The organism is Saccharothrix obliqua, assembly GCF_019375475.1.
GTDB lineage: Bacteria > Actinomycetota > Actinomycetes > Mycobacteriales > Pseudonocardiaceae > Actinosynnema > Actinosynnema obliqua.
Genome location: NZ_JAHXGQ010000017.1, coordinates 85,498 through 91,497, shown reverse-complemented (window position 1 = coordinate 91,497; position 6,000 = coordinate 85,498). Strand labels below are relative to the sequence as shown.

Genomic DNA, 6,000 nt, shown 5'->3' with positions numbered 1-6,000 from the left:
CGGCGACACTCGCGGACGTGCCGGTGCCGAGCAGCCCCTCGACGGCTTCCGACCGGCTGCCCATCGCGTAGTCGTGGTACATCAGGCCGGTGAACACACCAACCTCCTGACCACGCAACGACGACGGATCAACACCAGCCCGCTCCAACGCCTCCCACGACGCCTCCAACAACAACCGCTGCTGCGGATCCATCGCCAACGCCTCACGCGGCGATATGCCGAAGAACCCGGCGTCGAACGCACCGGCGTCGGCCAGGAAACCGCCACGCCTGGTGTAGGTCGTGCCCGCGGTCGCCGGGTCCGGGTCGTACAACGCCTCCAGGTCCCAGCCGCGATCGGTCGGGAAGTCGCCGATCACCTCGCCACCGCGGGCGAGCAGGTCCCAGAACCGCTCCGGCGTGTCGATACCACCGGGCAGCCGCAACCCGACACCGACGATCGCGATCGGCTCCGCGCTCGCCTCGACGGCGGTCGTGGCGGTCGGCGCGGCCGTCCCGGACAGCAGGCGCTGGAGGTGGTCGGCGAGCGTGGTCGCGTCGGGGTGGTCGAACACGAGCGTCGCGGGCAGCCGCAGGCCCGTCGCCGAGGCGAGCCGGGTGCGCAGCTCGACCGAGGTCAGCGAGTCGAACCCGAGGTCGCGGAACGCCCGCAGCGGTGGCACCGCGCTGGCGTCGGGCAGCCCGAGCACCACCGCCGCCTCCCGGCGCACCAGCCCGATCAGGTCGTCGTGGTGGGCGGGCGAGACCGCACCGGCCGCCACCACGCGCCGCACCGATCCGACGAGCGCACGCAGGATCGACGGCAGTCGACCGTCCCGGGCTTGCTCGCGCAGCACGGCGTGGTCGAACGCGATCGGTGCGACCAGCGGCCGGGACGAGCGGAGCGCGGCGTCGAACAGCCGCAGCCCCCGTGCCGGGTCGATCGGCGCCAGCCCGGCGCGGGCGATCCGCGCCGCGTCGGCCACGCCGAGGTGCCCGGTCATCCCCGTGGGCGTGGACCAGAAACCCCAGGCGAGCGACCACGACGGCAACCCGGCCGCGTGCCGCCGGGCCACCACGGCGTCCACGTGGGCGTTGGCCGCGCCGTACCCGGCCTGGCCGCTGCTGCCCAGCACACCGGCGGCGGCCGAGAACACCACGAACGCGGTGAGGTCCAGGTCGCGGGTCAGCTCGTCCAGGTGCGTGACGGCGTCGGCCTTGGGCCGCAGCACGGTGTCCAGCCGGTCCGCGTCGAGACCGGTCACCGCGCCGTCGTCCAGCACGCCCGCGACGTGGATCACCACCGCCGGGGCCGGGGACAGCAGCGCGCGGACCTGGTCGCGGTCGGCGACGTCGCACACCTCGACCCGCACGGACGCGCCGGCCGACCGCAGGCGCGCCACCAGTTCCGCGTCAGCGCCCGACCGGGAGGCGAGCACGAGGTCCCGCACGCCGTGCTCGGCCACCAGGTGCTCGGCGAGCAGGCCGCCCAGCGTGCCGACACCCGTGATCAACACGGTGCCGCCCAGGTCGGGGAGAACGGCCGCGGGATCCGGCGTGACGCGGACCAGCCGGGGCACGCGGACGTGGTCGTCGGCGGCCTGGAACTGCCACTCGCCGGCGGCCACCACCGCCGACGCCAGGTCGGGGCGGCCGTGGGCGAGCACGAACCGGTCGGGGTGCTCAGCCCGCGCGCAGCGCACCAGGCCCCACACCGCGGCGGCGACCGGTTCGTCCGGGGCGCCCGCGGTGGTCACGACCAGTCGGCCGGCGTCCGGCTCGGCCAGGAACGCCCGCACTCGCGTGAGCACGTCGGAGAGGACCGTGCGGAGCGGGCGCGCCGTGTCGACGTGCAGCACGGGCCACGGCGCGGGCTCGACGGCTCCGATGTCGAGGTCCACCCAGTCCACGCCGTAGAGCGCGTCGTCGTGACGTGTGCCGGTCGCCGGGCGGGTGACCAGTTCGCCCAGCGTCAGCACCGGGGCGCCGGACAGGTCCTGGAGCGCGAGCGCGACGCCGTCGGCGGTGGGCGTCAGCCGGGCCCGGACCGACCGCGCGCCCGAGGCGTGCACGGCGATCCGGTTCCACGAGAACGGCAGCCGCAGCTCGTCGCCCGCACCGGGGTGCAGTGCCGCGTCCAGCAACGCCGGGTGGATGGCGAACCCCTCGGTGTCGACGTCGTCGGGGAGCGTGATCTCCGCGAACAACTCGTCACCACTGCGCCACACCGCACGCACACCACGCATCGCGGGCCCGTACTCGTAGCCGGTCCCGGCCAGGGCGTCGTAGAAGTCGTCGGTGTCCACGCGCCGCGCCCCGGCGGGCGGCCACTCGAACGGCACCGGCTCGACGCCCGCGCCCGGGATGCCCGTGGCGTGCCGGACCCAGTCGCCGTGCGGGTGCCGCGTGTAGACGGCGACCTCGTCCCGGTCGGCGACGACCTGGACCTGGAGCGACTGGTCGTCGAGCACGACCGGCGTCTCCACCACCAGCTCCTCCAGGGCCGGTAGGCCGAGGAGATCACCGGCTTGGACGGCCAGTTCCACCAGTGCCGCGCCCGGCACGAGCACGTCACCGGCCACCACGTGGTCGGCCAACCACGGCTGGAGCTGGCGCGAGAGGCGACCGGTGAGCACGACACCGCCGGACGCCGGGTTGTCCACGACGCCGGTGACGATGCCGTGCGCGAGCGCGGTGCCGTTGACGGGCCTCGGCGTCAGCCAGTAACGCCGACGCTCGAACACCGTCGTCGGCACCGGTTCGGGCCGCACCTCCGGCACGACGGACGCCCAGTCCACCTCGCCACCGTGCGTGAACACCTCGCCCAGCGAGCGGACGAACCGGTCCCACCCGCCGTCGTCCCGACGCAGCGAACCCACGACGACGGCATCCGGCAGGCTGTCGGCGATCGCGGCCGTCAACACCGGGTGCGAACCCACCTCCACGAACAAACCGCGCTGTCGACCGAGTTCGGTCACCGCGTCCGCGAACCGGACCTGCTGACGCAGGTTCCGCACCCAGTACGAGGCGTCCACCGCACCCATCCACCCAACATCCACAGTGGACAACCACGGGATCTCCGGCTCACGCCCACGCACATCCCCGATCCGTTCGAGGATTTCCTCCGCGACAGCGTCGACCTGCGACGTGTGGGACGCGTAGTCCACCGCGATGCGCTTCGCCCGCACGCCCTGGTCGTGGTAACGCTGTTCCAGTTCGTCCAGCACACCGGGCTCACCGGCCAGGACAACGGACCGCGGACCGTTCACGGCCGCGACCTCCACACCCTCCGGGACCTCGCCCGGCGCGACCTCCACCGACAGCATCCCACCGCGGCCCGCGAGGCCCGACGCGATCACCTGGCTCCGCACCACCACGACTCGCGCGGCGTCTTCGAGCGACAAGGCTCCCGCTACACACGCGGCAGCGATCTCACCCTGCGAATGGCCCACCACCGCATCCGGCTCCACGCCGTACGACCGCCACAACGCCGCCAACGACACCATCACCGCAAAGGACACCGGCTGAACAACGTCAACCCGATCCAACGACGCAGCACCAAACACCACATCACGCAGCGACCACTCCACCAACGACGAAAACGCCCGCTCGCACTCCTCCATCCGCGCGGCAAAGACGGGCTGCGACTCCCACAGCTCACGCCCCATCCCCACCCACTGCGCACCCTGACCCGGGAACACCATGACGGGCTTGGGCGTGCTCCGGGACGCGTCGGGAGCACCGGTCACGGCACGCAGACCGGCCACGGCGTCGGCCGGGTCGTCGGTGACCACGACCGCGCGGTGGTTCCACAACGACCGCGTGGTGATCAGCGATCGCGCCACACCGGCCAGTCCCGCGCCCGCCTCGACGTGGTCGGCGAGCGCCGCAGCCTGAGCCGCCAGCGCGGTCTCGGTCCGCGCGGACAGGACCAGGGGCACGACGCCATGCGTCGGCACGTCGGGCGTCACCTCGACCGGCGGAGCCTGTTCCAGCACGAGATGCGCGTTGGTGCCCGACATGCCGAAGGAGGAGATCCCGGCCCGACGCGGCCGGTTCACCGCGGGCCACGCCGTGTTCCCGGTCAGCAGCGCGAGCGTGCCCGCGGACCAGTCGACCTTGTCCGTAGGCCGGTCCACGTGCAGGGTGCGCGGCAACACCCCGTGCCGCAGGGCCAACACCATCTTGATCACACCGACCACGCCGGCCGCCGCCTGCGTGTGCCCGATGTTGGACTTCACCGACCCCAGCAGCAGGGGTTCCACGCGCTCTCCGCCGTACGCGGCGAGCAGGGCGTTGGCCTCGATCGGGTCGCCGAGCGCCGTTCCGGTCCCGTGGGCTTCGACAGCGTCCACTTCGGACTGGTCGAGCCCGGCGTTCGCCAACGCCTGGCGGATCACCGCGACCTGGGCCGGGCCGTTCGGCGCGGTCAGCCCGTTCGACGCACCGTCCTGGTTCACCGCCGAACCGCGGATGACGGCCAGCACCTCCCGACCGTCCCGCACGGCGTCGGACAACCGTTGCAGGACAACCACACCCACGCCCTCGGACCAGCCGGTGCCGTCCGCGTCGGCGGAGAACGACCGGCACCGACCGTCCACCGACAAGCCGCCCTGCCGGGCGAACTCCACGAAGCCGGTGGGCGTGGCCATGACGGTCACGCCACCGGCCACCGCCATCGAACACTCACCCGACCGCAACGACTGAGCCGCCAGGTGCAACGACACCAACGACGACGAACACGCCGTGTCCACCGTCACCGCAGGACCCTGCACACCCAACACATACGACACCCGACCGGACAACACGCTCGAAGAAACACCGGTCAGCAGGTAGCCGGCGGACTCCGGCGAGGACATCCCGTACGCCTGGGTCGTCGCACCGACGAACACGCCCAGGTCGCCGCCCTGCAACGACTTCGGCGCGATCCCGGCCCGTTCCAACGCCTCCCAGGTGGTCTCCAGCAGCAACCGCTGCTGCGGGTCCATCGCCAACGCCTCACGTGGCGAGATCCCGAAGAACCCGGCGTCGAACAGGTCGGCGTCGCGGAGGAAGCCACCACGCCGGACACCGGCCGACGTGAGGTCCGGGTCGAACTCCCAGCCCCGGTCGTCGGGGAACGCGCCGGTCGCGTCACGTCCGGTGGCGAGCAGGTCCCAGAAGTCCTCCGGTGTCCGCACGCCGCCCGGCAGGCGCACACCGAGACCGACGATCGCGATGGGGTCGGTGTCCGGGACGGCCGGGGCGACCGGCCGCTCCGGGGTCGGGCCGCCGCTCAGCTCCGCCCGCAGGAAGTCCGCCAGCCGCCGGGCGTCCGGGTGGTCGAACGCGACCGTCGCGGACAACCGCACACCGGTGGCCGCCGCGAGCCGGTTGCGCAGCTCGATCGAGGTCAGCGAGTCGAACCCGACGTCGCGGAACGCGCGGCCCGGGTCGATGCCTTCGGTCATCCCGAGCACGTCGGCCGCCTCCCGGCGCACCAGTTCGACCAGCTCGGCCGGGGACAGGTCCACGACCGGGGTCGGGTCGGCCTCCGGCGTGACGGCCTCGGGCACGCCCGCCAGCAACGGGCTCGGCCGGGCCGCGGTGAACAGGCGACCGAACCGGGGCCAGTCGACCCGGGCCACGACCGTCGACGTCCGACCGCTGCCGACGACCTCGGCCAGGGCGGACAACGCCGCGTCCGGGCTCATCGTCAGCACGGCGCGGCGGCGCAACTGCTCCCGCGTGTCCCCCGTGGTCGCCATGCCGCCATCCGCCCACGCGCCCCACGCGATCGACGTGGCCACGAGCCCCCGCGCCCGCCGGTTCCCGGCCAGCGCGTCCAGGTAGGCGTTGGCCGCCGCGTACGCCCCCTGCCCGGCCGCCCCCCACACACCCGCGATCGAGGAGAACAACACGAACGCGTCCAACGGCCGGTCGCCGAGCAGTTCGTCCAGCACGGCGGCGCCGGTGACCTTCGCGGCGAGCGTGTCGTGGAACGCGCCGGGGTCGTACTCGTCCAGCCGGTGGAGGCCGCCGG

The 6,000-nt window shown here is 73.3% G+C and carries 1 protein-coding gene (only partly in view); it reads right to left on the bottom strand.

Features of this window, described 5'->3' with window-relative positions:
* Positions 1 to 6,000: part of a type I polyketide synthase coding region (locus KZQ38_RS36750; protein WP_257902886.1), annotated on the bottom strand (this coding region is incomplete at its 3' end). 7,558 nt of the annotated region lie beyond the right edge of the window; the window shows 6,000 of its 13,558 annotated nt.